Raw genomic sequence first — 21,687 nt, 5'->3', positions numbered from 1 at the left:
ATGGCAAAACCGCTGACCGGGCGTAAGGTCTTCCTGATGTTCGTGGCCTTCTTCGGGCTGATCATCGCCGTCAACGTGACGATGGCGGTGCAGGCGGTGAAGACCTTCCCGGGGCTTGAGGTGGCGAATTCCTATGTCGCCTCGCAGACCTTCGACGCCGACCGCGCCGCGCAGGAACGGCTGGGCTGGACAGTGAAGCCGTCCTACGCCAACGGCGTGTTGACGGTTGATATCCGCGACCGGGCGGGGCAACCCGCCCCCCTCGGACAGCTTGACGTTCTGGTCGGCCGCACCACCATGGCGGCCGAGGACAAGACGCCGGTGATGACCCTGACGAACGGCGTCTATACCGCGCCGCTCAGCCTTGCCCCCGGGGCTTGGCTGATCCACCTTTCTGCCAAATCTGCTGACGGGGTGCTGTTCCAGCAGCGCCTCGATTTCTTCGTCGAAGGCTGAGCCGATGACCGCTGCCCCTCTTGCGTCGGTGGCCTCCCCTGTGGAGGTCACCGAAGATCACCTTTCGGCTTCGGCCTGCCCGGCCTGTCTGGCTGCCCCCTCGGCGGAAGAGCTGGCAAAATCGGGCGATATCAAGGGCGCGCGGATCATGCTGTCGCTGCCCACCGCCCATTGCGCGGTCTGCATCACCGATGTGGAACGCGAGATGGAGGCCTTTCCGGGCGTGCGCTCGGCGCGGGTCAACCTGACGCTGAAGCGCGTATCGGTCGATGCCGAGGCGACGGTCGCCGCCGATGCGCTGGTCGAGGCGCTCGGCAAGATCGGTTACGAGGCCTACGAGCTTGACCCCGGCATGCTTTCGGCGACCGAGACCGACAAGCGCGGCCGTGACCTTCTGATGCGGATCGGCGTCGCCGGTTTCGCGATGATGAACATCATGCTTCTGTCGATCGCGGTCTGGTCCGGGGCCGAGGCGGCGACGCGCGACATGTTCCACTGGATTTCGGCCGCCATCGCGCTGCCGACCGTGGTCTTCGTCGGCCAGCCTTTCTTCGCCTCCGCCTGGGGCGGGCTGAAACATGGCCGCGTCAACATGGATGTGCCGATCTCGCTCGCGCTGATCCTCGCCTCGTCGATCTCGATCTTCGAGACGATGCATCACGGCCATCACGCCTATTTCGACGCCGCCGTGATGCTGTCCTTCTTCCTGCTGGTCGGCCGCTATCTCGATTACCGCACCCGCGCCGTCGCGCGCTCGGCCGCCGAGGAGCTGGCGGCGCTCGAAGTGCCGCGCGCGAACCTGTTGCGCGATGGCGTCGAGACGATCGTGGCCGTGGCCGATCTGAAGCCGGGCGATCTGATCCGGGTGCGCCCGGGCGGCCGCATCCCGGCCGATGGCGAGGTGACCTTGGGCACCTCGGAAACCGATCGCTCGCTTTTGACCGGGGAAACCCTGCCGGTCTATGTCGGCCCCGGCACGATGCTGTCGGCGGGAGAGGTGAACCTGACCGGGCCGCTCACGCTGCGCGTCACCGCGGCGGGCAAGGACAGCTCGCTGCATCGGATGGCCGATCTGGTGGCGATGGCCGAAAGCGCCAAGACCCGCTACACGACCTTGGCCGAACGCGCGGCGCGGTTTTACTCGCCGATGGTGCATGCGCTGTCGTTTTCCGCCTTTGGCTACTGGATGTATGCCACGGGTGGCGATGTGCGCTTTGCCGTCAACATCTCGGCCGCGGTGCTGATCATCACCTGCCCCTGCGCGCTGGGTCTGGCGGTTCCCGCCGTGATCACCGCGGCATCGGGCAAGCTCTTTCGCAAGGGCCTGCTCATCAAGGACGGCACCGCGCTCGAACGTCTGGCCGAGGTCGACACGGTGGTGTTCGACAAGACCGGCACGCTGACAATGGGCACCCCGGTTCTGGAAGAGATCGACACGATCGATGAAGAGACCCTCTCCGTCGCGGCGGCGCTGGCCATCGCCTCCTCGCATCCGCTGGCCAAGGCGATCCTCGCCGCGGCCGAGGCACGCGAGATCCGGCCCGTCACGCTTGACGATCTGCGCGAGGTTCCCGGCTTCGGCATCGAGGGGCGTCTGGGCCGTCTTTCCCTCCGTCTGGGGCGTGCCGACTGGGTGGGGGCCGAGCCCTGCGCCGCGACCGCCACGCATCTGCGTCTGGGCGAGGCGCCGCCGGTCACCTTCCGCTTCTCCGACCACCTGCGCACCGGCGCGGCCGAGGCGGTGGCGCTGCTCACCGCGCAGGGCAAGCGGGTGCTGATGGTGTCGGGCGATGTCGAGACCGCGGTCTCTGCGCTGGCGGGCAAGCTCGGCATCACCGAATGGTATTCGGGCGCGCTGCCCGCCGAAAAGGCGGCGCTGATTGCCGATCTGATGGGGCAGGGACGACGCGTGCTGATGGTGGGCGACGGGCTGAATGACACGGCGGCGCTGGCGGCCGCGCATGTCTCGATCTCGCCTGCTTCGGCGCTCGATGCGGCGCGCACGGCCTCGGATATCGTGCTTCTGGGGGCCGATCTGGCGCCGGTGGGCGATGCCCTGCGCATCGCAGGGCAGGCGCGGCGCCGCATCAAGGAGAATTTCGCGATCTCGGCGGGCTACAACGTCGTTGCAGTGCCTTTGGCACTGGTGGGCCTTGCCACGCCCCTTGCTGCGGCCTTGGCGATGTCCACCTCTTCGATTACAGTCTCGCTGAACTCGATGCGCCTGAAATAGGCGCATCCCCCTGCGCGAGGGCCACCATGTCGATCCTGACCTATCTGATCCCGATCTCGCTCTTTCTGGGGGGCTTCGGCCTTGTCGCCTTCCTCTGGTCGCTGAAAAATCGGCAATATGATGATCCGAAGGGCGATGCCGAGCGGATCCTGTCGGGCAAATACGACGACCGTCCGAAAAGCTGAAACAGCGCAAAGGTGCGTATTTGAGCAAGAAAAAGCCCGGACCTCTTTTCAGGGATCCGGGTTTTTTCTTGGTTCAAATACGCCCTTGCACCGGGCCGGTTCGCGCTTACGGCCCGATCACCGAACAATCGACCGAGCGGGCGGCAAGGCGGGCACAGGCCAGATCGGCATCGCCGCGGGTCAGGCCGACAAAGAGCGCGTCATAGCCGGCCTTGCGGGTCGCGACCTTGCGCAGGCCCTCGGCCAGCGCGGTGCTTTCCATCAGGGCGGTCTTCAGCAGCGCCTGTTCGGCTGCATATTGCGACGGATACTTTCCAAGGCTGATGCCCCAGTTGCGCCCACCGGACGAGGAGGCGCGGGCAACCACCTCGCGCTTGCCTTGCGGCATCGGCGCGGGGGGCGTCAGCGCGGCGAGGATCATCGTGTCATTGCGCGGCGCCGCGGCCGCAGTGCCCATCGCCAGCGTTTCCGGCTGCGCGGTGGCGGTCTGAATGAAGACCGGGCCCGAGGGATCGGTGTCGCCCTGCGCCTCTACGGTTTCGTCGACCGGTGCGGGCTCGATCATCGCCAGCGTTTCGGGTTGCGGCGCGTTCACTTGCACCAGATCCGCAGCCGGATCGAGGGCCGGTTTTGCCGCGGGTTTGCGGGCCGGTTCGGCCTCGGCCAGCTGCACCGGAGCGGGCTCCGGTTCCGGGGCAGGGGCGGCGGTCGCGGGGCGTGCCATCGGGCGCGGGCTGCGTTTGAGCCCGGCATCCGACGCATCGGCAATCAGCTCCGGCGTGGCGGCGCGGCCCGAAACCGCGGCAGCGGCGGCCGCAGCAGCCGCGGCTTTCACGGCGTCTTCGTCACCGTCTTCGCTGGCTTCCGGGGCGGCATCGACCTGCGGCCCTGCAAGATCGCTGTCAGCACGGGCCATCAGCTGCGGCGGCTCGGGCTTTTTGCCGTTCACGTTTTCCGGCACACGCGAAAAGCCGAGATCGAGCAGTTCGGCGATCTTCGAGTTCCGCGCGGCGGGCGAGGTGCCGCCGAAGACCGTGGCGATGATGCGCTTGTTCCCGCGTTGCGCCGAGGCGACGAGGTTGAAGCCCGCGGGCACGGTATAGCCGGTCTTGATGCCGTCGGCCCCCTCATAAGCGTCGAGGAAGCGGCGGTTGGTGTTCGCCACATGGGCGATCCCGGCATCCGCTGTCCGGCGCGAGAACAGGCTGTAATATTGCGGGAAATCGTAGATCAGGTGGCGGCCGAGCAGCGACATGTCATGCGCGGTCGACAAATGCCCCGGGCGGGTCAGCCCGTTGGCATTCTTGAAGGTGGTGTTCTTCATGCCAAGCGCCTTGGCGGTGCGGTTCATCCGCGCCGCGAAATGCGCCTCGTCGCCGCCAAGGAAATCGCCGATGGCGGCGGCGGCGTCGTTGGCCGATTTGATTGCGGCGCCGCGGATCAGATAGCGCAGCGCGATCTTTTGCCCGGTGCGCAGGCCCAGACGCGACGGCGCCTGCCCGGCCGCATTGGCCGAAACCGTCACCATCGTATCAAGGCTGACCTCGCCCGACTCGATCGCCTGGAAGGTGATGTACAGCGTCATCATCTTCGTCAGCGAAGCCGGGTGCAGCCGCGTATCCGCGTTCTTTTCGTAAAGAACCTCTCCGGTGCGGGCGTCCATCACATATGCCGCAAACGGTGCCGCCCAAAGCGCCACCGGCATAAGCATAAGTAGTATTGCCAAAAGCCCCGAGCGGCCCCAGTGCGTCAGCCTGGTCACGATCACTGCCCTTACACTGCCTCTATTTGCCCCGTTGTCTTCAGGGGCTTGGCGCAAGACTAGCACGCCTCTGCGACGGTGAAAACTGCGAAGATTCAAAGGCTTTTACTGCGGCCTTCGTGCCACGAGAAGCGATTCTCTATCAAGATGTTGTGTGTGCGCTGGGTTGCGCTTCCAAGACTTGTGGCTCGCCCCCGTGTTTCAACCTCTGGCTGCATATGGTCAACCTTCGGAAGATACCGCGATCCGCTCCACCAGTTCCGGCAGATGGCCGAGGTCCGGCAACTCTGCGAACCGCGGATGGCCCGTGGGGGCGGTGGCCTGTTCGAGCGCCCAGGTCATCTCATGCGGCACATGCACGCCCCAGCCGCCTGCCTCGATCATCGGCAGGACGTCCGATTTCAGCGAATTGCCGACCATCAGCGCCTGATCGGCGCCGTTGCCATGGCGGGCAAAGACCGTGCGATACGTCGCGGCCCGCTTGTCCGAGACGATCTCGACCGCATCGAAAAGATCGCCCAGGCCCGATTGCGCCAGCTTGCGTTCCTGATCGAGCAGATCGCCCTTGGTCACCAGCACCAGCCGATAGCGGTCCGCCAGCGCCTCGACCACCGGGCGGGCATGGGGCAGGATCTCGATCGGATGGGCCAGCATCTCGCGCCCGGCGGCGAGGATCTCGCCGATCACCGAGGCGGGCACGCGGCCCTCGGAGACCTCGATCGCGGTCTCGATCATCGACAGGGTGAAGCCCTTGACGCCAAAACCGTAACTGCCGACATTGCGACGCTCGGCGGCCAGCAGCCGCTCTTCCAGATGCGCAGTCTCGGCGTGATCGGCGAGCAGATCGTGAAACCGCCTCTGGGTCAGACGAAAGAACCGCTCATTGTGCCAAAGCGTGTCATCGGCATCGAAGCCGATCGTGGTCAGCGTCATCGGGTCTCTCCTTGCGCGGCCAACCTGACGCGGGGGCGACCTATTGGCAAGAGCATCCGCACTGGCTTTTCTTGGCGCGCAATGTTCCTATATTGATCCTTGCGTTCACGATTCCCTGCGATCATGGACGCTTGATGTCGATTCGAGACCGGAGGACTGCCCGTGCTTCACCCCCTTTACCTCAGCGCCCACCGCGCCGGAGACGGCGAGGGTGATGGCGAGGGCGAAGCTGGCATCGCCGTCAAGACCGCGCCGAAGACGGCCCGGCCGCCGATGTACAAGGTCTTGCTCTTGAACGACGATTACACGCCGATGGAATTCGTCGTGCACATCCTTGAACGCTTCTTCGGCATGAACCATGCGCAGGCGTTCGAGATCATGTTGACCGTGCACAAGAAGGGGCTCGCCGTCGTCGGCGTCTATTCCTTCGAGGTGGCCGAGACCAAGGTCTCGCAGGTGATGGATTTTTCGCGCCGTCACCAGCATCCGCTGCAATGCACCATGGAAAAGGAGTGAGGGGCGCGCCCCTCCGATCTGATGAGCCATCCTCGTCTTACGCTGGCGCTTGACGCGCCCGATGCGCTGCCGTCCGACGGGCGGATCGTCGTTTATCGTCCCACCGCCGACACCGATCTGAGCGATCTGCCGAAAGACCGGCTGCAGCTGGTGCAGGGCTTTCGGCCCGACTACGAGGCGCTGTCGGCGCGTGGCCATGCGGTCGCGCCCGCTGCCGAGGGCAGTTTCGCCGCGGCTGTCGTCTTCGTGCCGCGCGCCAAGGCCGAGGCGCGGGCGCTTCTGGCTGAAGCCTCGGCGCGGGTCGTGCCCGGCGGGCCGATCTGGGTCGATGGGCTGAAGACCGATGGCATCGATTCCCTGCTGAAGGATCTGCGCGCGCTGGTGCCGATCTCGGAGCCGATTGCCAAGGCGCATGGCAAGATCTTCGGTTTTGCCGCGACGCCCGGGGCGCTGGACGCCTGGGCCGCGAAGTCGCAGCAGCCCGCCCCCGGCTTCATCACGGCGCCCGGCGTGTTCTCGGCCGATGGCATCGACCGCGGTTCGGCGCTTCTGGCCGCCTGTCTGCCCGAGACCCTGCCCGCAAGGGTCGTCGATCTGGGCGCGGGCTGGGGTTGGCTTGCGGCGCAGGTTCTGGCGCGCAAGGGGGTCGAACAGGTCGATCTGGTCGAGGCGGAACATGCCGCGCTGGACTGTGCGAAGCACAACATCGCGGATCCGCGGGCGCGGTTCCACTGGGCCGATGCGACGAAGGTAAAGTTCGAAAATCGACCTTTGGCCGCGGTGATGAACCCGCCCTTCCACACCACGCGGAACGCCGATCCGGCGCTTGGCATCGCCTTCATCCGCGCGGCGGCGGGGCTTCTGTCGCTGTCGGGGACGCTCTGGATGGTGGCAAACCGGCATCTGCCCTATGAGGCGGTGCTGCGCGAGTGCTTCCATGAGGTCGCGGAAATCACCCCGCCCACCGGCCGCGATGGCGCCTTCCGCATCTTCCGGGCCGAGCGTCCGATTGCCCATGCGACGAAGCCCGCGAAAGCTGCGCCCGAGCCCGCCGGGCGGCGGGTGGTGCGCACGCGGCGCTGAGGCGGTGGGCCGGGGGCCTATTCCTCGGGATAGGCCGCCTTGCAGGCGCGGATCGCAGCATTGGCGGCGGGGGTCAGGGATTTGATCTTCTCCCGCAGCCCGTCGCGCTTGCGGCGCTCCGATTGCGGATCGATCGGCACTTCGCGGGTGCGGGTGACGGTATAGTCCTCAAGGCACATGCGCGGCCGTTCGATCACCGTGCCATCGGGGCGGGTGATCACGTCCGAGCCGCAATGTTCCCAGCGCGTCATCGGCACTTCATAATCTTCGTAGGCGTAGCCGCGGTCAAGGTTCCCCTGCACCTCTTCGAGCAACCGTTGCAGATGGCGGATATCGCGGGTCTCGCGGTTGATGCATTGCTCTTGCGGCGTGCCGCAGGCGGCCAGAGCCAGAACACCGAACACGATCAGCTTGCGCATGGAACCCTCCGTTTGGCGTTATTCTTGCGCCACCGGGGCGAAAACGCAACCGGGGCAGGGGGGCTCTGCCCCCCGGCTGCGCCGCCCCCCGAGATATTTGCGGCAAGGTAAAATGGGGTGGATATTTGTCATGACCCCAGAACGGGGCTTTCCTTTTAAGGGGATTGGGCGTATGGGCTGCGCTTTCTTCCCAGCGAAAGCCCCCCCATGACCGAGTTCCCCCATCTTCCCACGGCACTTGCCGAGGCCCTTGCCGCGCGGGGCTATGAAGCCCTGACGCCCGTTCAGGACGCGGTGACGCGCCCCGAGCTGGCCGGGCGGGACCTGCTGGTGTCGGCGCAGACGGGCTCGGGCAAGACCGTGGCCTTCGGTCTGGCGATCTCGGCGGAACTTCTGGGCGCGAACGGCATTTCGCCTTTCCCCGATCTGCCCCGCGCGCTGGTCGTGGCGCCGACGCGCGAGTTGGCCGTGCAGGTGAGCCGCGAGCTGAGCTGGCTTTACGAAAAGGCGGGGGCGGTGATCACCGGCGCCGTCGGCGGCATGGATGCCCGCGCCGAGCGTCGGGCGCTGGAACGCGGCGCGCATATCGTTGTCGGCACGCCGGGGCGGATTTGCGATCACATTCGCCGCGGCGCGCTCGATCTGTCGGCGCTGTCGGCGGTCGTGCTGGATGAAGCCGATGAGATGCTCGACATGGGCTTCCGCGAAGATCTGGAATTCATTCTGGAATCCGCGCCCGAGGGACGCCGCACGCTGATGTTTTCGGCGACCGTGCCGCGCGAGATCGAGCGGCTGGCGCAGACCTTCCAGCGCGATGCGGAGCGGATCTCCACCGTGTCGGCGCGCGAAAGCCATGCCGATATCGAATATCGCGGCGTGCTGGTGGATCGGTCCGACCGCGAAAACGCCATCGTCAACCTGCTGCGTCTGCATGAGGCCGAACGCGCCATCGTGTTCTGCTCGACCCGGGCGGCGGTGACGCACCTGACCGGCAAGCTGCTGAACCGGGGCTTCTCGGTCGTGGCGCTGTCGGGGGAACTGACGCAGGACGAACGTTCGCGCGCGCTGCAGATGATGCGCGATGGCCGGGCGCGGGTCTGCATCGCGACCGACGTGGCCGCGCGCGGCATCGACCTGCCGGGGCTGGAGCTGGTGATTCACGCCGATCTGCCGATGAACCGCGAGGGGCTTTTGCACCGCTCGGGCCGCACCGGTCGGGCCGGGCGCAAGGGGCTGTCGGCGATCGTCGTGCCGCTCAATGTCCGCGCCAAGGCCGAGCGGCTGCTGCGCGAGGCGCAGGTGGCCGTGACCTGGGAAGGGGCGCCGACGCCCGAGGATATTCTGGCCCGCGATCAGGAACGTCTTCTGACCGAACCGGCGCTGACCGAACCGGCGACCGCCGAGGAATTCGACGCCATCGCCCGGCTTCTGGAAACGCATGAGCCGAAGCAACTCGCCGCCGCCGTGCTGCGCCATTTCCGTGCCGCCCGCACCGCGCCCGAGGATGTGATCCCGGTCAGCGTGGGCGAGGGGCCGAAGCCCCGCGCGCGCGAGGAATTTGGCGCCGCGCGCTGGTATCGGCTCTCGATGGGTCACGACCAATGGGTCGATCCGAAATGGCTGTTGCCGATGCTGTGTCGTGCGGGCGATCTGACCCGGCGTGACATCGGGATGATCCGGGTGATGCAGGAAGAGACCTTCGTGCAGATCCATGAATCGATGGCCGACCGCTTCGAAGCGGGTCTGGGCGCCGATCGGGTGATGGAAGGCAAGTGCCGCGTCGAAAATCTGCCGGGCATGCCCGAAGGGCTCGACCGTCCGGCGCCGCGTCCCGCGCGCTGGTCGAAGGATGGCGATCGCAAGCCCTACGAGAAGAAACCCTATGCGCCGCGCGGCAGCTATGGCGACAAGCCGGCGCCGAAACCGCATCGCAAGGGCCCGCCGCGGGAAGAGGGTGCCGAGCGCACCGAGCGCGCGCCGCGCTTCGAAAAGGCCGAGCGGTTCGAGCGTCCCGAACGCGCCGAGCGTCCGGCTCATCCGGTGCGCAAGCCTGCCGGGGACGCCGCCGCCGCGGCGCCGAAACCCCGCAAGGCAGCCCCCTGGGCGCGCGAAGGCGGGCATGGGGCCGCCGCGAAAGAGGGCAAACCGGCGCCGAAATACGGTGCCAAGAGCTTTGGCAAGCCCGGTGCGAAGCCTGCGGGCAAGCCCGGTCCGAAGAAGCCGCGCAGCTTCTGAGATCAGATCTCCGGACAAGCAAAAGGGGGCCTCGCGGCCCCCTTTTTCGGTCGTTCTGACCGGATCAACCCTTGCGGATGGTCTCCATCAGCAAGGTGACGTTTTCCGGGTCGGCCTCGGGCGTGATGCCATGTCCGAGGTTGAAGATATGCGGCCCGTTCTTGAACGCGGCGACGACCTTTTTCGTCGCTTCGACAAGGGCTTCGCCGCCGGTCACCATGTAGGACGGGTCGAGGTTGCCTTGCACGCAGGTCTTGCCCTTTTGCACGTTCGCCGCCGCCCAGTCGGGCGAGACCGAGTTGTCGATGGCGACGCAATCCGCGCCGGTCTTGTCGGCAAAGCCGATGTAGCCATTGCCCGCTTCGCGCGGGAAGGCGATGACCGGCAGGCCGGGGAAGCGGCGCTTCATCTCGGCGGTGATGATCCGGGCGGGTTCGACCGCGAAATCCTCGAAATCCTGGCCCTTGAGCGAACCGGCCCACGAGTCGAACAGCTTGACCACTTCGCAGCCCGCTTCGACCTGTTTCGACAGGTATTCGATCGTCGCCACGGTCACCGCATCGATCAGCGCCGAGAAGGCGGCGCGGTCAGTGTCCTTGAACTTGTGCGCGGCGGCCTGATCCTTCGAGCCGCGGCCCGCGATCATGTAGGTGGCCACGGTCCAGGGCATGCCCGCGAAGCCGATGAAGGTGGTTTCCTTCGGCAGCTCACGCGACAGGATCTTGCAGGTCTCGTAGACCGGGGCAAGCTTGTCGTGGATATCGTCCTTGCCTTTCAGGCCCTTGACGCCGTCCATGGAGGTCACGGTCGACATCCGGGGGCCTTCCCCGGTTTCGAACCACAGATCAAGGCCAAGCGCCTGCGGCAGCAGCAGGATGTCGGCAAACAGGATCGCGGCGTCAAAGCCATAGCGGCGGATCGGCTGCAGCGTCACTTCGGCGGCAAGGTCCGGCGTGTAGCACAGCGAGAGAAAATCGCCCGCCTGCGCGCGGGTCGCGCGGTATTCGGGCAGGTAGCGGCCCGCCTGCCGCATCAGCCACACCGGCGGCGTGGGAAGAACTTCACCCTTGAGGGCGCGCAGGATCGTCTTGTCGGTCATTTGGAGGGCCTCCTTCTTGATCCCTTAACAGCGTCCCCTGCGGCTGAATGTCAAGCGTTGTTGACACTTGTAAAGCTTGCGCGGGCAATCTGACGCGGTTATGCCAATCGCATGGAACAGATGCCCTCGCCCAACGCCCCGCTGAAGATCGGCACCCGCGGCAGCCCTCTGGCGCTCGCGCAAGCCTTTGAGACCCGCTCGCGGCTCATGGCCGCGTTCGATCTGCCCGAAGATGCCTTCGAGATCGTCGTGATCAAGACCTCGGGCGACAACGCGGCGCTGATCGCCGCCGACAAGCCTTTGAAAGAGGTGGGGGGCAAAGGCCTTTTCACCAAGGAAATCGAAGAGGCGATGCTGGCGGGTTCGATCGACATCGCCGTGCATTCGATGAAGGACATGCCGACGCTTCAGCCCGAGGGGCTGATCCTCGACTGTTACCTGCCGCGGGAAGACACCCGCGACGCCTTCGTTTCGATGAAATACAACTCGCTCGCCGAGCTGCCCGAGGGCGCGGTGGTGGGCACCTCCAGCTTGCGCCGTCGCGCCCAGCTTGCCGCGCGCCGCCCCGATCTGAAGATGGTCGAATTCCGCGGCAACGTGCAGACGCGGATGAAGAAACTGGGCGAAGGCGTGGCCGATGCCACCTTCCTTGCGCTGGCCGGTCTGAACCGTCTGGGCATGTCCGAAGTGGCGAAATCCGCGATCGAGCCCGAAGACATGCTTCCCGCCGTGGCGCAGGGCTGCATTGGGATCGAACGCCGCGAGGCCGATACCCGGGCGAAGATGCTGCTCGACGCGATCCATCACGCGCCCTCGGGGCTGCGTCTGGCCTGCGAACGCAGCTTCCTGCTGACGCTCGATGGCTCCTGCGAAACCCCGATCGCCGGTCTTTCGGTGCTTGAGGGCGATCAGATCTGGCTGCGCGGCGAGATCCTGCGTCCCGATGGCTCCGAGATGATCTCGGGCGAGATCCGTGGCGCCGCCGCCGATGGCGTGGCGCTGGGGGCGGAACTGGCCAAGCAACTGCTGGCCAAGGCGCCCGCGGATTTCTTCTGCTGGCGGTAAGCCTGTCGCGCCCGCGCGAAGGGCGTATTTAGGCCAAGAAAAAGCGGCATGTTTTTTCTTGGTCAAAATACGCAAAAGCGCGGCCTGAGCCGGGGGATCCGATGGATCTTCTTGACCGTCTGAGTGAAATCCTTGGCCCTGCGCAGGTTCTGCGTGGGGCCGAAGCTTTGGCCCATGGCCGCGAATGGACCGGGCATTATGCTTGGGAACCGCTCGCCGTCCTCCGCCCCGGCACGACCGAGGAGGTGGCGGCGGTGCTGCGGCTCGCGCATGAAACCGGCACGCCGGTTGTGCCCCTTGGCGGCAACACCGGCTTGAATGGCGGCACCTTTGCGCAAGGCGCGCTGATGCTGTCCTTGGCGCGGATGACCCGCATTCGCGATCTGAACCCCGCCGCGCGCACGGTGGTGGTGGAAGCCGGGGTGGTGCTCGAAACCCTGCACGCGCTCGCGGCGATTCAGGGGCTGGCCTTTCCGCTGACCTTTGGGGCCAAGGGCTCGGCGATGGTGGGGGGATTTCTCTCCACCAATGCGGGCGGTTCGAATGTGGTGCGCTACGGCTCGGCTAGGGCTTTGTGTCTGGGGCTCGAGGTGGTGCTGGCCGATGGCCGGATCTGGAACGGCCTGACCGGGCTGCACAAGGACAACACCGGCTACGACCTGCGCGATCTGATGATCGGGGCCGAGGGGACGCTCGGCATCATCACCGCCGCGGTGCTGAAGCTGGTGCCCGCGCCCACGGCACATGCGACGGCGCTCGTGGGGCTCGACAGCCTCTCCGATGCGCTGAAGCTTCTCAACGCCGTGCAGGCGGGCACCGGCGGCGCGGTCGAGGCCTTCGAATTCATGCCCGACCGCTACATGGCGCGGCTGGCGCGGCTGAAACCGGCGCTCGCCTGCCCCTATGCCCCCCGCCCGGTCAATGTGCTGATCGAGACCGCGACGACCATCCCCGGCGCCGATCCGATCGGCGCGTTTGAAGAACTGCTGGCCGGGGCGATGGACGCCAATCATGTGACCGAGGCGGTGATCGCCCAATCCGCCGCGCAGCGCCGCAAGCTGTGGGAGATGCGCGAATCGGCGGCCGAGATCACCTTCACCACGCCCGATATCGTCGATTGCGACATTGCCCTGCCGCTTGACCGTCTTGAAACCTTCCTGGCCCGGATGACACCCGCGCTGGCTGAACTCGACCCCGGCGCCGAGGAGCTGGTGATCGCGCATCTGGGCGATGGCAACATCCATTACACCGCTTACCCCTCGCGCTCGGACCCGGCGCTTGCGCAGGCGATCCGCGCGAAGGTAAGTGCCGAGGCGGTGGCCTTGGGGGGCAGTTTCAGCGCCGAACATGGCGTCGGAATTTCGAAACGCGCGACGATGGCGGCGCACAAGGACCCCGTGGCCCTGCAGATGATGGCCGCGATCAAGGCGGCGCTGGACCCCAAGGGCATCCTGAACCCCGGCAAGGTGCTGCCGTAAGGGGTTGAGAATCGCGGCTCCCGGGCGCATCAGGCGGCCATGTCCCTTGCCGCCCCTTTCCGCCCGATCCTGCGCGACCGCACGCTGATGCTGGCCGCCTGCCTGCTTGTTCTTTTCGGCGCCCATGCGGCGACGATCGCGCCCTATGTGTCTTCGCTCGCCGTCAAGGTCTTCGGCCTCTCGGACCGGGCCTTCTCGGGCTTGCTGATCGCGGCCTCGCTCGTCGCCGTCGCCACTTCGGTCGGGTTTGGCATCCTTGCCGATCAACGCGCCAACCGCCGTGCCATTGCCCTTACGACCGTGACCGCGCTCACGGTCGGCACCGCGCTGATGGCACTCGCCCCGGCGACGCCCGTCTTCGTGCTGGCCCATGCGGCTTTGCTGCCGATCTCGGGGGCGATCTTCGGGCAGATCTTCGCGCTGGCCCGCCTTGCCGCCTCTATGCAGCCTGAGGCTGACCGCCCCGCCGTCCTGTCGACCCTGCGGGCGCTCTTCGCGCTGCCCTGGGTGATCGTGCTGCCGATCTGGTCGGTGGTGTTTCAGGGCGCGACCCCGCTCACCGCGGTCTATCCCGTCTGCCTTGTGCTGGCACTTCTGATGCTGGCGCTCACCCTCCGGCTCTGGCCCCGCGATGGCGCAACCCATTGGGAAGATGTGCCTTCGGGCCTGTCCTTCCGCGAGGCTCTGTCCGAAATCGCCCATCCGCAGGTGCTGATCCGCGTGCTGGCGCTTGGCACGATCAACGGCGCGGTCATGCTCTACATGGTCGTCGTCGGACTTGTCTTCGCCGCGATCCCGTTTCGCGGCGCCTCCGACACCGCACTTTATGCGGGCATCATGGCTGGGCTCGAAGTGCCCTTCATGCTGGCGCTTCCCTTCGTCATCGGCAAGATCCGCCAGACCTGGCTGATCGCACTGGGCACTTTGCTGTACGCGATCCACCTTGCGGGCATCCCGCTTCTGGCCGAAACCCCCGCCGTCTGGGCGCTGACCCTTTCAGGCGCAATCGGCGGCGCCATCGTGCTGACCCAGCCGATGGCCTATCTGCAAGAGCTGATGGCCGAGCGCCCGGGCGCGGGCGCCTCGCTCATGGCGCTGCAAAAACTCGCCGGAGACGCCTTTTCCGCCGCTTGTTTCGCCATTGGCACAACATTAGGCGGCTACGGCCTTGCCGCCTTCATGGGCGCCGCGCTCTCGCTCATTGGCGCGACGCTCCTGATCGCCCTCGACCGCCGCCGCTGATTTTTTCTTGGCCCAAATACGCCCTTGCCCCGGATGTCTCAGGGCGCAGGTTTCACCCGGTCCAGCAACTCAAGCACCTTCGGCCCCAAGGCGCCCACGACCAGCCCCACCCCCTTGGCCGAGGGGTGGATGTTGTCGCCCTGCATCAACCCCTCGGCCGCCCGCGCCTCGGGCGTCTTCGCGGCGATGGGCGCGAGCAGATCGGGCACGACGACCGCCCCGTATGTCGCCCCCAATTCCGGCCAGATCGCATCGTAACCGGCCTGCCAGTCCGGCCCGTAATTCCCCGGCGCCTTCAGCCCGACCAAGGCCACCGGCAGCCCCCGCGCTTTCACCTCGGCGAGCATCACGTCCAGATTTTCCCGTGCCTGTGCCGGAGGTTGGCCGCGCAGCATGTCATTGGCGCCGAGTTCGATCATCACCGCATCGACCTCGGGCGTCAGCGACCAGCCAAGCCGCGCCCGCCCGCCCGAGGTGGTGTCGCCCGAGACCCCCGCATTGATCACCGTCACCTCGGCGCCCTGCGCTTTCAGCCAGGCCTCCAGCTGCGGCACCAGCCCCTGACCCTGTTCCAGCCCAAACCCCTGGGTCAGGCTGTCGCCCACCGCAAGCAGCGTCACCGGCTCGGCGGCCGCCGCACCGCCGATGCCAAGCGCGAAAATCCCCGCAAGGCCCGCCTTGCCCAGACGCCGCCGCACCCCATATCCGCTGGAACCCTTACGCAGACAGGCCCGCATGACCGACATCGTTCTCTCCCTTTCCGACGCGCGACTGACCCTGGCCGGAAACGCCGGTCCCGTCGAGATCCTGCATTCGATCACGCTCGACATTGCGCGCGGGGAAAGCGTGGGTCTCGTGGGGCCGTCGGGGTCCGGCAAGTCGTCGCTCCTGATGCTGATGGGCGGGCTCGAACGCGCCACCGGGGGCAAGGTCATGGCGCTTGGCCGCGATCTGACCGCGATGGGCGAGGATGATCTGGCCCGCTTCCGCAGGGGCAATATGGGGATCGTGTTTCAGTCTTTCCACCTTGTGCCGACGATGACCGCGCTTGAAAACGTCGCGCTGCCCTTGCAGATCGCGGGCGTGAAAGATGCGATCCCGCGCGCCGAGGCGGAACTGGCCCGTGTCGGTCTTGGGCATCGGCGCGGCCATTATCCGTCTGAAATGTCTGGGGGCGAGCAGCAGCGCGTGGCGCTGGCCCGTGCCGTGGCCCCGCGTCCGGCAATCCTGCTCGCCGATGAGCCGACGGGCAATCTGGATGCGGCGAATGGTGCCGCGATCATCGAGCTTCTCTTCAACCTTCAGGCCGAGACCGGGGCGACGCTGGTGCTTGTGACGCACGCCCCCGATCTGGCCGCGCGCTGTGCGCGGCTGGTGCGGCTGGCTGACGGGCGGCTCGCATGAGGCTCGCGCTGTCCATCGCCCGGGCGGAATTGCGCAGCGGGATCAAGGGGTTTCGGATCTTTCTTCTGTGCCTGATGCTGGGCGTCGCGGCGATTGCCGCGGTGGGCCTCGTGCGCGAGGCGATCCGGCAGGGCCTGTCCGATCAGGGGGCCGTGCTTCTGGGCGGTCAGGCGCAGCTCGATTTCACCTATCGCCGCGCCACCGCGCCCGAGCGTGACTGGATCATCTCGCAGGCCGCCAAGGTCTCCGAAGTGGTCGAACTGCGCTCGATGGCGAGCACCGGCGATGGCGTCGAAACCGCGCTGACGCAATTGAAGGGGGTTGATGCGAATTGGCCTTTGGTCGGGCAGGTGACACTCGATCCGCCGGTGGGTGTGCAGGCGCTGGCGGGGCAGGGCGGCCTGCCGGGGGCGTTCCTTGATCCGGTGCTGGCCGACCGGCTCGCCTTGAAACCGGGCGACCGGTTCCGCTTGGGCGGGCAGGATTTCGTGCTGATGGCGCGGCTTGTGACCGAGCCCGATGCGGGCAGCGCGGGCATGGCCTTTGGGGCGCGCTCGGTCGTGGCGCTCTCTGCGCTCGAGCGCACGCCGCTTCTGGACCCCGGCTCGCTTTACGAGACGAAATACCGCCTGACCCTGCCCGAGGGCGAGACCCTGCCGCAGCTCAAATCCGCGGCAGTGAAGCGGTTCGAGGGCGCTGGGATGCGCTGGACCGACGAGCGCAGGGCCGCCCCGTCGGTCGAGCGCTTCACCGATCAGCTTGGCTCTTTCCTGGTGCTGGTGGGGCTGGCCGGGCTGGCCGTGGGGGGCGTCGGCATCTTTGCGACGGTGCAGGCCTGGATTGCGCGCAAGGCTGCGACGATTGCCACGCTTCGCGCGCTCGGCGCCTCGGGGACGACGATCCGTGGCGCGTTCCTGATCCAGCTGGCCGTGCTGACGGCGCTTGGCGTCGCGGCGGGGCTGATCCTTGCCGCGGCACTGGTGCTGGCCGCGCACAGCCCGATTGCCGCCGCGATGCCGGTGCCGGTCGAGGTTACTCTCTCTGCGCGCCCGCTGCTTGAGGCGGCTGTCTATGGTGCGCTGACGGCTGCGATCTTCGCGCTTTGGCCCCTCGCGCAGCTGTCCGAACTGCGCGCCGCCACCCTTTACCGCGAGGCGCAGGGGCCGCGCCGCGGTCTGCCCGGCTGGCGGATGCTCGTCGTGATCGGCGCGCTGACGGCGGCGCTTCTGGGCGCGGCGGTGGCCTTTTCGGGTCTGCCCGCGCTGACGCTCGGCACTTTGGGCGGTGTGGTGGGGGCGCTGGTCCTGCTTGCCTTGGCGGCGGCGGGCATCCGGCGTCTTGCCCGCCGCATCGGGCCGCGCACGGCCCGGTTCCCGGCGCTGCATGCAGCGCTGGCCGCGATCGGCGCCGCGCGGTCGGAGGCGACGGCGGTCATTCTGGCGCTTGGCCTTGGGCTTTCGGTGCTGGCCGCGGTCGGTCAGGTCGAAAGCGGGCTGCGCGGGGCGATTGCGAAAGACCTGCCGAAACTCGCCCCGGCCTTCTTCCTGATGGACATTCCCCCGCCCGAGCGTGAGGCGCTTGTGGCCCGGATGCACGATTTCGCGGGTGTGTCCCGCGTCGATACCGTGCCGATGCTGCGCGGCATCCTGACGAAGATCAACGGGCAGGACGCGCGCAAGGTCGCGGGCGAGCATTGGGTCTTGCGCGGCGATCGCGGCGTCACCTTTGCCGAAACCCCGCGCGAAAAGCTGACTGCCGGGCAGTGGTGGCCGAAGGACTATGCCGGGCTGCCGCTGGTCTCGGTCTCGGCCAAGGAGGGGGCGGAGCTGGGTCTGAAGCTTGGTGACAAACTGACCGTCAACATCCTTGGGCGCGATATCGAGGCCGAAATCGCCTCGTTCCGCGATGTGGATTTTTCGACGATGGGGATCGGTTTCGTGCTGACCTTTTCGCCCAACGCCCTTGCGGGGGCGCCGCATACCGAGCTGGCGACGATCTACGCGCCGCCAAAGGACGAGGCGCCGATCCTGCGCGCGCTGGCGCATGATTTCCCGACCGTCACCGCCGTTCCGGTGCGCGAGGCGATGGGGCGGGTGAGTGACGCGCTGGCCTCGATCGCGCGGGCGGTGGCGCTGGCGGCCTCGGTCACGCTGGTGACGGGCTTCACCGTGCTTCTGGGTGCGGCGGCGGCGGGCGAAGAGGCGCGCGCGCGCGAGGCGGCGCTGCTGAAAACCCTTGGCGCGACGCGCGGGATGATCCTGCGCTCCTTCGCGCTGCGAGCCGCACTTCTGGGTGCGGCCTCGGGCGCGATTGCGGTGGGGTTGGGGGCGCTTGCCGGTTGGGCGGTGCTGCGCTTCGTGATGGAGGCAAGCTTCCGCTTCGATCCGCTCTCGGCCGCGCTGATCGTCGCGGGCGGCATGGCGGCGGTTCTTGCGGCAGGCACGCTCTTCGCGTTGCGCCCGCTCGCACAGCGCCCGGCGCGGGTGTTGCGGGCGCTCGAATGAAAGGAAAACCCCGCCGGGATCAGCGGCGGGGTTTTTCAATCCGACGATCGAAGATCAGGCGGTCAGGCCGGCTTCGTCCAGAATGCCGCGGCGTTTGGCTTCGTAGTAATAGCCCTTCGAATACCACGACACCGCGCGGCTTTCGCTGCCATCGGCGCACATCCAGGCGCCGCGCAGGTATTTCACGCCGTATTTCAGGTTCGTATCCGCATCGAGCAGGTCGGACGCTTCGCCATCGAAGCCCATCGTGCTTGCCGTGCGCGGATCGATCTGCATCAGACCGTAATAGCTGCGGTTGCGCGCCCGCGGATTGTAGCCGCTTTCGCGCTGAACGATGCGGTGCACAAGGCTGCGCGGCACTTCGTAATGATCGGCCCAGTGGTTGATCTTGGCCCGCATCTCGGGGCTTTCACCGGGTTTCAGCAGCCCTTCGGGCGGGTTCTTCGAGGATTGACGGCCTGCACCGCAGGCAGACAGCGCCAAAGTGGCACCCAGGCTCAGAAGCAGGGATCGGCGGGACAGCATGTGGCCTCCAGTCGCTCACGGATTCATTTCAGCCCTGATACCGGGGCGTGATCCCTGCGGCAAAGGAATTTTCCACGCCGCGGCGACAATGGGCGGAGCCTTGCCGATGCTCAGGCGGCGGCGCGGCGCAACCGCAGTGCATTGGTGACGACGAAAACCGAAGAAAGCGACATCGCTGCAGCGGCCAGCATGGGCGACAGGCCCGGCCCGCCGAAGGGCACAAGCACGCCCATGGCAACCGGAATGAGGGCGGTGTTGTAGGCGAAAGCCCAGAACAGGTTCTGCCGGATGTTGCGCATCACTGCGCGGGAAAGCTGCACCGCCCGCGCTGCGCCGCGCGGATCGGCGCCGACGATCACCACCTCGGCCGCCTCGATCGCGACATCGGTGCCGGACCCGAGCGCCAGCCCGACATCGGCTGCGGCAAGGGCAGGGGCGTCGTTGATGCCATCGCCCACGAAGGCCACCGCGCCCTGTTGTTTCATCTCGGTCAGGGCCGCAACCTTGCCCGCGGGCAACACGCCTGCGATGACGCGGGAAATTCCCAGTTGCCGCCCGACCGCCTCGGCCGTGGCGGCGACATCGCCCGAGATCATCGCAACCGCGATGCCTTCACGGTCCAAGGCTGCAATGGCCTCTGCCGCATGGGGTTTCGGCGGATCGGCGAGCGCCAGCACCGCGACGGGGGTGCCATCAAGCGCGACCAGAACCGGGGTCTTGCCGTCCTGCGCGAAGATCTCGGCGGATGCGGCGAGCGGAGCGGGGTCGATCCCGGCCTCGATCAGCGCAGCGGCATTGCCCAAAAGGATCTGGCGCCCCTCAACCTCGGCCGAAAGCCCGCGGCCGGGCGTTGCCACCACCTTGCGGGCGCGGGCGGGGGCAATGCCCTGCGCCTCGGCCGCCTGCACCACGGCGCGGGCAAGGGGGTGTTCGGACCGCGCCTCGGCCCCGGCGGCAAGGCGCAAGAGGTCGGCCTCGGTATGGCCCGGAACGAGGAAGAGATCGGTCAGCGCCGGGTGCCCCTCGGTCAGCGTGCCGGTCTTGTCGAAGGCGAGCACCTTCACCTCGGCCAGCCGTTGCAGCGCATCGCCGCGCCGGAAGAGCAGGCCAAGCTCGGCCCCCCGGCCGGTGCCCACAAGGATCGAGACCGGCGTCGCCAGCCCCATCGCGCAGGGGCAGGCGATGATCATCACCGAAATCGCGGCGACGAGCGACGGCGCCAGCCCCTGTCCCAGCGCGAACCACAGCGCAAAGGTCAGGGTCGAAAGCGCCATCACCACCGGCACGAAGACGCGGGTGACGCGATCGACAAGCGCCTGCACGGGCAGTTTCTGCCCTTGCGCCGCCTCGACCAGCGCGATGATGCGCGAGAGCACCGTATCGGCCCCGGTCGCGGTGACGCTGTAAACCAGCGCCGAGGTGCCGTTCACCGTGCCCCCGGTGACCGGCTGGCCCGCGGTTTTCTCGACCGGAACGGGCTCGCCGGTGAGCATGCTTTCGTCCACGAATCCATGACCTTCGGTGACGATCCCATCCACGGCAACGCGCCCGCCCGGGGCCAGTTCGACCAGATCGCCGGGGGCGAGTTCCTCGACCGCCAGTTCGACCACGCCGCCCGGCCGTTGCACCCGCGCCGTGGCAGGCCGCAGCGCGACAAGGCGCGAGATTGCCTCGCCCGCCTGTCCCTTCGCCCGCGCCTCGAGCCAGCGGCCGAGCAGGATCAGGGTGACGATCACCGCCGCCGCTTCGAAATAGACCTCGTCCGTGCCGGGGGGCAGGATCTGCGGGGCGAGCACCACGAGCGCCGAATAGCCCCAGGCGGCGAGCGCCCCCAGCGCGACGAGCGAGTTCATCTCGGGGGCAAGGCGGACCAGTGCGGGCAGGCCAAGGCGCAGGAAGACCCGGCCGGGGAAGGCCAGCACAAGGGTGGTGAAGACGAATTGCACCGCCTGCGTGAGGTCTTCGCCGATGCGCATGGCGAGGATGTGGTGCAACGGCGGATAAAGATGCGGCCCCATCGCCAGAAAGAACACCGGGGCGGTGAGCAGCGCCGAGAGGAGGACTTGACGCTTCAGCCGCGCGGCCTCGGCCGCCTGACGTTCCGCCACCGGCTTTGGCGCGGCCGTCGCGCTGATCACCCGGGCTGGCACGCCAAGGGCGCCAAGGATGCGCACCAGCTCCGACGGCGCCACCGTGCCTTGCGCATAGCTGACGCGGGCAATGCTCTCGGGCGTAATTTCGACCGAAAGCACGCCGGGTGCCGCCTGCAGGGCCGCAGCCACCTTCCCGGCATCCGCCGTCGCCTCGAAGCCCAGACAGGTCTCGGCCTGCGCAATCGGATAGCCCGCTCGGGCCAGCGCCTCGGCCAGGTTGTCCGCCCGCGCCGGGGTCTCGAACTCGACCCGGACCGAGCGGGCCATCAGATTGGCCGCCGCCGCGGTGACGCCCGCCTCTGCCTGCAAGGCGCGCTCGACCCGGCCGGTGCAGGCGCCGCAATGCATCCCCTCGACGATGAAGCTTGTGCTGGCCATGGCGCTCTCCCTTTGCC

18 protein-coding genes are annotated in these 21,687 nt (G+C 67.4%); 11 read left to right on the top strand and 7 right to left on the bottom strand.

The window, feature by feature from the left end:
- From ACTTAI_RS13810 to ccoS, 3 genes are read left to right on the top strand one after another with little or no spacing between them, the layout of a single operon-like run.
- Complete coding sequence (locus ACTTAI_RS13810) at window positions 1–456, top strand: FixH family protein (protein WP_444452115.1); 456 nt, start codon at window positions 1–3, stop codon at window positions 454–456.
- A 4-nt stretch (window positions 457–460) separates the two neighbouring features.
- Window positions 461–2,689 carry a cation-translocating P-type ATPase gene (locus ACTTAI_RS13805; protein WP_444452114.1) on the top strand — a complete coding sequence of 743 codons (2,229 nt, stop codon included), beginning with the start codon at window positions 461–463 and terminating at the stop codon, window positions 2,687–2,689.
- A 26-nt stretch (window positions 2,690–2,715) separates the two neighbouring features.
- A complete protein-coding gene (ccoS, locus tag ACTTAI_RS13800) occupies window positions 2,716–2,874 on the top strand; it encodes a cbb3-type cytochrome oxidase assembly protein CcoS (RefSeq protein WP_444452113.1) in 159 nt (52 codons plus the stop codon).
- Between the two features lie 106 nt (window positions 2,875–2,980).
- On the opposite strand, the gene ACTTAI_RS13795 is transcribed toward ccoS, so the two are convergent.
- Together ACTTAI_RS13795 and ACTTAI_RS13790 are read right to left on the bottom strand one after the other, a co-directional pair.
- Complete coding sequence (locus ACTTAI_RS13795; protein ID WP_444455770.1) at window positions 2,981–4,585, bottom strand: D-alanyl-D-alanine carboxypeptidase family protein; 1,605 nt, start codon at window positions 4,583–4,585, stop codon at window positions 2,981–2,983.
- A gap of 273 nt (window positions 4,586–4,858) precedes the next feature.
- A complete protein-coding gene (locus ACTTAI_RS13790; RefSeq protein ID WP_444452112.1) occupies window positions 4,859–5,569 on the bottom strand; it encodes an HAD family hydrolase in 711 nt (236 codons plus the stop codon).
- Window positions 5,570–5,731: 162 nt separating this feature from the next.
- On the opposite strand from ACTTAI_RS13790, the gene clpS reads away from it, so the two are divergent.
- Together clpS and ACTTAI_RS13780 are read left to right on the top strand one after the other, a co-directional pair.
- Window positions 5,732–6,085, top strand: a complete 354-nt coding sequence (clpS, locus tag ACTTAI_RS13785; RefSeq protein WP_110805979.1) for an ATP-dependent Clp protease adapter ClpS — start codon at window positions 5,732–5,734, stop codon at window positions 6,083–6,085.
- A 21-nt stretch (window positions 6,086–6,106) separates the two neighbouring features.
- Window positions 6,107–7,168, top strand: a complete 1,062-nt coding sequence (locus ACTTAI_RS13780) for a class I SAM-dependent methyltransferase (protein ID WP_444452111.1) — start codon at window positions 6,107–6,109, stop codon at window positions 7,166–7,168.
- A gap of 17 nt (window positions 7,169–7,185) precedes the next feature.
- On the opposite strand, the gene ACTTAI_RS13775 is transcribed toward ACTTAI_RS13780, so the two are convergent.
- Window positions 7,186–7,587, bottom strand: coding sequence for a hypothetical protein (locus ACTTAI_RS13775; RefSeq protein ID WP_444452110.1), 402 nt, complete (start codon window positions 7,585–7,587; stop codon window positions 7,186–7,188).
- Between the two features lie 207 nt (window positions 7,588–7,794).
- On the opposite strand from ACTTAI_RS13775, the gene ACTTAI_RS13770 reads away from it, so the two are divergent.
- On the top strand, window positions 7,795–9,822 hold the full coding sequence (locus ACTTAI_RS13770) for a DEAD/DEAH box helicase (protein ID WP_444452109.1): 2,028 nt from the start codon (window positions 7,795–7,797) through the stop codon (window positions 9,820–9,822).
- A 64-nt stretch (window positions 9,823–9,886) separates the two neighbouring features.
- Here ACTTAI_RS13770 and hemE read toward each other — a convergent pair whose 3' ends face one another.
- A complete protein-coding gene (gene hemE / locus ACTTAI_RS13765; RefSeq protein WP_444452108.1) occupies window positions 9,887–10,921 on the bottom strand; it encodes a uroporphyrinogen decarboxylase in 1,035 nt (344 codons plus the stop codon).
- A gap of 120 nt (window positions 10,922–11,041) precedes the next feature.
- Here hemE and hemC point away from each other — a divergent pair, with 120 nt between their 5' ends.
- From hemC to ACTTAI_RS13750, 3 genes are all read left to right on the top strand, one after another.
- Window positions 11,042–11,986, top strand: a complete 945-nt coding sequence (gene hemC, locus ACTTAI_RS13760; RefSeq protein WP_444455768.1) for a hydroxymethylbilane synthase — start codon at window positions 11,042–11,044, stop codon at window positions 11,984–11,986.
- Window positions 11,987–12,087: 101 nt separating this feature from the next.
- Window positions 12,088–13,464: an FAD-binding oxidoreductase gene (locus ACTTAI_RS13755; RefSeq protein WP_444452107.1), complete on the top strand. Its 1,377-nt coding sequence runs from the start codon at window positions 12,088–12,090 to the stop codon at window positions 13,462–13,464.
- Between the two features lie 39 nt (window positions 13,465–13,503).
- A complete protein-coding gene (locus ACTTAI_RS13750) occupies window positions 13,504–14,706 on the top strand; it encodes a hypothetical protein (RefSeq protein WP_444452106.1) in 1,203 nt (400 codons plus the stop codon).
- A 38-nt stretch (window positions 14,707–14,744) separates the two neighbouring features.
- On the opposite strand, the gene ACTTAI_RS13745 is transcribed toward ACTTAI_RS13750, so the two are convergent.
- On the bottom strand, window positions 14,745–15,443 hold the full coding sequence (locus tag ACTTAI_RS13745) for an arylesterase (RefSeq protein WP_444455767.1): 699 nt from the start codon (window positions 15,441–15,443) through the stop codon (window positions 14,745–14,747).
- Between ACTTAI_RS13745 and ACTTAI_RS13740 the strand changes: the two genes are divergently transcribed.
- Window positions 15,442–16,110, top strand: coding sequence for an ABC transporter ATP-binding protein (locus ACTTAI_RS13740; RefSeq protein WP_444452105.1), 669 nt, complete (start codon window positions 15,442–15,444; stop codon window positions 16,108–16,110). The two genes, ACTTAI_RS13745 and ACTTAI_RS13740, sit on opposite strands and share 2 nt — an antisense overlap.
- Window positions 16,107–18,614: an ABC transporter permease gene (locus tag ACTTAI_RS13735; protein ID WP_444452104.1), complete on the top strand. Its 2,508-nt coding sequence runs from the start codon at window positions 16,107–16,109 to the stop codon at window positions 18,612–18,614. Before ACTTAI_RS13740 ends, ACTTAI_RS13735 begins: the two co-directional genes overlap by 4 nt.
- A 54-nt stretch (window positions 18,615–18,668) precedes the next feature.
- Here ACTTAI_RS13735 and ACTTAI_RS13730 read toward each other — a convergent pair whose 3' ends face one another.
- Together ACTTAI_RS13730 and ACTTAI_RS13725 are read right to left on the bottom strand one after the other, a co-directional pair.
- The gene (locus ACTTAI_RS13730) at window positions 18,669–19,139 is read right to left on the bottom strand and encodes a lytic transglycosylase domain-containing protein (protein ID WP_444452103.1); all 471 of its coding nucleotides are present in this window, start codon (window positions 19,137–19,139) and stop codon (window positions 18,669–18,671) included.
- A 110-nt stretch (window positions 19,140–19,249) separates the two neighbouring features.
- Window positions 19,250–21,670 carry a heavy metal translocating P-type ATPase gene (locus ACTTAI_RS13725; protein ID WP_444452102.1) on the bottom strand — a complete coding sequence of 807 codons (2,421 nt, stop codon included), beginning with the start codon at window positions 21,668–21,670 and terminating at the stop codon, window positions 19,250–19,252.
- Window positions 21,671–21,687: the final 17 nt, after the last annotated feature.

Origin of the sequence: Rhodobacter capsulatus, from assembly GCF_052363175.1 — a bacterium.
Lineage (GTDB): Bacteria > Pseudomonadota > Alphaproteobacteria > Rhodobacterales > Rhodobacteraceae > Rhodobacter > Rhodobacter capsulatus_D.
Note: the sequence above shows the minus strand (reverse complement) of the source record. Positions and strands in the feature narration are given on the sequence as shown.

Excerpts from the sequence above, each read along its gene's own strand:
- ACTTAI_RS13810 (WP_444452115.1), top strand. The coding sequence starts at position 1 with ATGGCAAAACCGCTGACCGGGCGTAAGGTCTTCCTGATGTTCGTGGCC.
- ACTTAI_RS13805 (WP_444452114.1), top strand. The coding sequence starts at position 461 with ATGACCGCTGCCCCTCTTGCGTCGGTGGCCTCCCCTGTGGAGGTCACC.
- ccoS (WP_444452113.1), top strand. The coding sequence starts at position 2,716 with ATGTCGATCCTGACCTATCTGATCCCGATCTCGCTCTTTCTGGGGGGC.
- ACTTAI_RS13795 (WP_444455770.1), bottom strand. The coding sequence starts at position 4,585 with ATGCTTATGCCGGTGGCGCTTTGGGCGGCACCGTTTGCGGCATATGTG.
- ACTTAI_RS13790 (WP_444452112.1), bottom strand. The coding sequence starts at position 5,569 with ATGACGCTGACCACGATCGGCTTCGATGCCGATGACACGCTTTGGCAC.
- ACTTAI_RS13780 (WP_444452111.1), top strand. The coding sequence starts at position 6,107 with ATGAGCCATCCTCGTCTTACGCTGGCGCTTGACGCGCCCGATGCGCTG.
- ACTTAI_RS13775 (WP_444452110.1), bottom strand. The coding sequence starts at position 7,587 with ATGCGCAAGCTGATCGTGTTCGGTGTTCTGGCTCTGGCCGCCTGCGGC.
- ACTTAI_RS13770 (WP_444452109.1), top strand. The coding sequence starts at position 7,795 with ATGACCGAGTTCCCCCATCTTCCCACGGCACTTGCCGAGGCCCTTGCC.
- hemE (WP_444452108.1), bottom strand. The coding sequence starts at position 10,921 with ATGACCGACAAGACGATCCTGCGCGCCCTCAAGGGTGAAGTTCTTCCC.
- hemC (WP_444455768.1), top strand. The coding sequence starts at position 11,042 with ATGCCCTCGCCCAACGCCCCGCTGAAGATCGGCACCCGCGGCAGCCCT.
- ACTTAI_RS13755 (WP_444452107.1), top strand. The coding sequence starts at position 12,088 with ATGGATCTTCTTGACCGTCTGAGTGAAATCCTTGGCCCTGCGCAGGTT.
- ACTTAI_RS13750 (WP_444452106.1), top strand. The coding sequence starts at position 13,504 with ATGTCCCTTGCCGCCCCTTTCCGCCCGATCCTGCGCGACCGCACGCTG.
- ACTTAI_RS13740 (WP_444452105.1), top strand. The coding sequence starts at position 15,442 with ATGACCGACATCGTTCTCTCCCTTTCCGACGCGCGACTGACCCTGGCC.
- ACTTAI_RS13745 (WP_444455767.1), bottom strand. The coding sequence starts at position 15,443 with ATGCGGGCCTGTCTGCGTAAGGGTTCCAGCGGATATGGGGTGCGGCGG.
- ACTTAI_RS13735 (WP_444452104.1), top strand. The coding sequence starts at position 16,107 with ATGAGGCTCGCGCTGTCCATCGCCCGGGCGGAATTGCGCAGCGGGATC.
- ACTTAI_RS13730 (WP_444452103.1), bottom strand. The coding sequence starts at position 19,139 with ATGCTGTCCCGCCGATCCCTGCTTCTGAGCCTGGGTGCCACTTTGGCG.
- ACTTAI_RS13725 (WP_444452102.1), bottom strand. The coding sequence starts at position 21,670 with ATGGCCAGCACAAGCTTCATCGTCGAGGGGATGCATTGCGGCGCCTGC.